Genomic DNA, 4,917 nt, shown 5'->3' on the forward strand with positions numbered 1-4,917 from the left:
GGCCACAAGCCGCTGCCCAACCGCCTCGCCGTCGGCATGATCTTCCTGCCGCGCACGGACCTTAGCGCCCAGGAAACCTGCCGCACCATCGTCGAGGCGGAGATCATCGACGCGGGCTACACCATTTATGGCTGGCGCCAGGTGCCGGTCGATGTGTCGGTCATCGGCGAAAAGGCGCAGCGCACCCGCCCCGAAATCGAGCAGATCATGATCGCCGGCCCGATGCCGGAGGAGCGCGACGTTGCCGAGTTCGAGAAGGACCTCTACCTCATCCGCCGCCGGATCGAGAAGAAGGTGATCGCGGCGCAGATCAACGATTTCTACATCTGCTCGCTCTCCTGCCGCTCGATCATCTACAAGGGGCTGTTCCTCGCCGAAAGCCTGTCGGTCTTCTACCCGGACCTTCAGGACGAACGGTTCGAGAGCCGCGTCGCCATCTTCCACCAGCGCTATTCCACCAACACCTTCCCGCAATGGTGGCTGGCCCAGCCGTTCCGCACCCTCGCCCATAATGGCGAGATCAACACGATCCGCGGCAACAAGAACTGGATGAAGAGCCACGAGATCAAGATGGCGGCGCTTGCCTTCGGCGAACAGTCGGAGGACATCAAGCCCGTCATCCCCGCCGGCGCGTCGGACACCGCCGCATTGGACGCCGTGTTCGAGGCGATCTGCCGCTCCGGCCGCGACGCGCCCACCGCCAAGCTGATGCTCGTGCCCGAAGCCTATCAGGCGGCGAGCGCCGACCTGCCCAAGGCGCATGTCGACATGTACGACTATCTCGCCTCCGTCATGGAGCCGTGGGACGGCCCCGCCGCGCTCGCCATGACCGATGGCCGCTGGGTGGTCGCGGGCGTCGATCGCAACGCGCTGCGCCCGCTGCGCTACACGCTGACCGGCGACAATCTGCTGATCGTCGGCTCGGAAACCGGCATGGTCGTGGTGCCCGAAACCACCGTGGTCAAGAAGGGCCGCATGGGTCCGGGCCAGATGATCGCCGTCGATCTCCATGAAGGCGAAATCTATGACGACCGCGCGATCAAGGACCGGATCGCGGGCGAACGCCCCTATGGCGACCTCATCAAGGACTTCCTGACCGTCGACGATCTCGCCGACGCGCCCAGCGCCCTACCCGCTTGGGACAAGACCGAACTCACCCGCCGGCAGGTCGCCGCCAATCTGACGCTGGAGGATATGGAGCTGATTCTCAGCCCCATGGTCGAGGACGCCAAGGAAGCCGTCGGCTCCATGGGCGACGACACGCCGCTCGCCGTCATTTCGGACAAGCCGCGCACCATCAGCCACTTCTTCCGGCAGAATTTCAGCCAGGTCACCAACCCGCCGATCGACTCCCTGCGCGAACGGCATGTGATGAGCCTCAAGACCCGCTTCTCCAACCTCCACAATATCTTGGAGGAAGAGGCACAGAACAGCCATGTGCTGGTGCTGGATTCGCCGGTCGTCACCAGCGCCGAATGGGCGCGGCTCAAGGCCTATTTCGGCCCCGCCGTGGCGGAGATCGACTGCACCTTCCCCGCGAGCGGCGGTCAGGAACAGTTGCGCGCCGCGATCCGCCGCATCCGCGAGGAAGCCGAACAGGCCGTGCGCGAAGGCCGCACCGAAATCTTCCTGTCGGACGAGGGCGTCAGCGAAACGCGCGTCGCCATCCAGGGCGTGCTCGCGGCCGCCGCCGTCCACACCCATCTGGTCCGCAAGGGGCTGCGCAGCTACGCCTCGATCAACGTGCGCAGCGCCGAAGCGCTCGACACCCATTATTTCGCGGTGCTGATCGGCGTCGGCGCGACCACGGTGAACGCCTATCTGGCCGAAGCCAGCATCGCCGATCGCCATGCGCGCGGCCTGTTCGGCGACCTCGGCTTCGACCAGTGCGTCGAACGCTATCGCACCGCGATCAACGAAGGTCTGCTGAAGATCATGTCCAAAATGGGCATCGCGGTCATCAGCTCCTATCGCGGCGGCTATAATTTCGAGGCGGTGGGCCTGTCCCGCGCGCTGGTGAACGATCTCTTTCCGGGCATGCCCGCGAAGATTTCGGGCGAAGGCTATGCCTCGCTCCATTACAGCGCGATGCTGCGCCACACGGCGGCGTTCGACGCAGCGGCGGTGCGGCTGCCGGTCGGCGGCTTCTACCGCCAGCGGCAGGGCGGGGAGAGCCATGCCTATTCGGCGCAGCTCATGCACCTGCTCCAGACCGCCGTGGCGACCGACAGCTATTCGACCTATCTGCAATTCTCGCGCGGCGTGCGCGACCTGCCGCCGGTCTATCTGCGCGACCTCATGGAGTTCAACTTCGCCCGCGAAGCGATCCCGATCGACGAGGTCGAGGCGACCACCGAAATCCGCAAGCGCTTCGTGACGCCGGGCATGAGCCTGGGCGCGCTCAGCCCGGAGGCGCATGAGACGCTGGCGATCGCGATGAACCGCATCGGCGCGAAAGCGGTGTCGGGCGAAGGCGGCGAGGACGCCAACCGCTTCAAGCCCTATGACAATGGCGACAATGCCAACAGCGTCATCAAGCAGATCGCGTCGGGCCGCTTCGGCGTCCATGCCGAATATCTGGGCAGCGCCGAGGAGATCGAAATCAAGGTCGCGCAGGGCGCCAAGCCCGGCGAGGGCGGCCAGCTGCCCGGCTTCAAGGTGACCGAGTTCATCGCGAAGCTGCGCCATTCGACGCCGGGTGTCACGCTCATCTCGCCGCCGCCGCACCACGACATCTACTCGATCGAGGATCTCGCGCAGCTCATCTACGACTGCAAGATGATAAACCCGCGCGCGCGCGTCTGCGTCAAGCTGGTGAGCCAGGCCGGCATCGGCACGGTCGCCGCCGGCGTGGCAAAGGCCCATGCCGACGTCATCCTCGTTGCCGGCCATGTCGGCGGCACCGGCGCCAGCCCGCAGACCAGCATCAAATATGCCGGCACCCCTTGGGAAATGGGCCTCAGCGAAGCCAATCAGGTGCTGACCCTCAACGGCCTGCGGCATCGGGTGAAGCTGCGCACCGACGGCGGGCTCAAGACCGGGCGCGACATCGTCATCGCCGCGATCCTGGGCGCGGAGGAATTTGGCGTCGGCACATTGTCGCTGGTGGCCATGGGCTGCATCATGGTGCGCCAGTGCCACAGCAACACCTGCCCGGTCGGCGTGTGCGTGCAGGACGAGAAGCTGCGCCAGAAATTCACCGGCACGCCGGAAAAGGTCATCAACCTCATGACCTTCATCGCCGAGGAAGTGCGCGAAATCCTCGCGCGCCTGGGCTTCCGCAGCCTGGACGAGGTGATCGGCCGCACCGAGCTGCTGAAGCAGGTCAATCGCGGCGCGGAGCATCTCGACGATCTCGACCTCAATCCCATCCTCGCCAAGGTGGATGCGCCCGACGATCAGCGCCGCTTCTCGCTGAAAGCATGGCGCAACGAGGTGCCAGACAGCCTCGACGCGCAGATGATGAAGGACGCGCGCGCCGTGTTCGAGCGCGGCGAGAAGATGCAGCTCACCTATACGGTCCGCAACACGCACCGCGCGGTGGGCACCCGCCTGTCGGCCGCCGTCACCGAGAAATTCGGCATGTCGACGCTGGCGGACGGCCACCTGACCGTGCGCCTGCGCGGAAGCGCCGGCCAGTCGCTCGGCGCGTTCCTGTGCAAAGGGATCAAGCTCGAAATATTCGGCGACGCCAACGATTATGTCGGCAAGGGGCTCTCGGGCGGCATCATCACCGTGCGCACCACCGTCTCCTCGCCGCTGTCGTCGAAGGACAATACGATCATCGGCAACACCGTCCTCTACGGCGCGACCAGCGGCAAGCTGTTCGCAGCGGGACAAGCGGGCGAGCGCTTCGCCGTCCGCAATTCGGGCGCGCAGGTCGTGGTCGAAGGCTGCGGCGCGAACGGATGCGAATATATGACCGGCGGCACGGCGGTGATCCTGGGCAAGACCGGGGCGAATTTCGGCGCGGGCATGACCGGGGGCATGGCCTTCATCCTCGACGAGGATGGCAGCTTCCCGACCCAGGCCAACCCGGAAAGCATCGTCTGGCAGCGGCTCGACAGCGCCTATTGGGAAGCGCAGGTCAAGGCGCTGATCGCCGAACATGCGGTCGCGACCGACAGCCGCTGGTCGAACACCGTGCTCGACGATTGGGACCGCTGGCGGCGCTACATCTGGCAGGTCTGCCCCAAGGAGATGGTGAACCGCCTCGCCCATCCGCTGAGCGACACGCCCGCGCAGGTCGTCGCGGCGGAGTGACCCGCCTTATTGCGTGGCGCTGACCGGCTGCACCGTCGCAGCGACGGCCGGCGGCGCCATGGCGGGCTGCGCAGCGGCGGGCGACGGCGTCGGCCCGGCGGCGAAGCGCACGATGTTGGGCGGCAGTTGGTGGATGGGGGACGGCGCGGCCTCGAACGCGGCCTCCTCCATCACGTCGCGCGCCTGATAATCCTCGACCACCGCATCGCTGGTCCCGCGGATCATGCCGTCCGCATCATAGCCGGCCATCTCGGCCTGCCACCGCCGCTCGGCGAGCGTCGGGCCGCAGCCGGTGCACTGGATGAAGGCCGGCCCCTCCTGCACGCGCCCGCCGCTGTCGACAAAGGCCGGCGCTTCCTCCTCCGCCACCGCCATCGCCGGCTCGTCGGCGGGCGAATGGCCCTGCGGACTCGTCGCATAGCTGCCCAGGCCAAGCCCCATCACCGCCGCAGCGGCTATCGTCACGCCCCCCGACATCCATAATGGCATCGGCATATCGCATCGTCTCCCGCGCCGGCGCGCCGTCCCTTCACAGCGCCGGCATCACCTTCCCAGCCAATTATAACACCGATCGAGATCGGTTGTTGCATGACCCAAAGGCCTTTGCTAAGGGCCGCCTCCTACCAAGGCACCGGCCCCGCCGGTTTCCCTGTT

At 66.4% G+C, this 4,917-nt stretch carries 2 protein-coding genes; one reads left to right on the top strand and one right to left on the bottom strand.

From position 1 onward, the window contains the following. On the top strand, positions 1 to 4,263 hold a 4,263-nt coding region (gltB, locus tag V2B31_RS07415), incomplete at its 5' end, for a glutamate synthase large subunit (RefSeq protein WP_328276969.1). A gap of 6 nt (positions 4,264 to 4,269) precedes the next feature. Here gltB and V2B31_RS07420 read toward each other — a convergent pair. Continuing rightward, a complete protein-coding gene (locus V2B31_RS07420; RefSeq protein WP_328276971.1) occupies positions 4,270 to 4,728 on the bottom strand; it encodes a hypothetical protein in 459 nt (152 codons plus the stop codon). Positions 4,729 to 4,917: the final 189 nt, after the last annotated feature.

Source organism: Sphingobium sp., from assembly GCF_036170395.1.
In the GTDB taxonomy this organism is placed as follows: Bacteria; Pseudomonadota; Alphaproteobacteria; order Sphingomonadales; family Sphingomonadaceae; genus Sphingobium.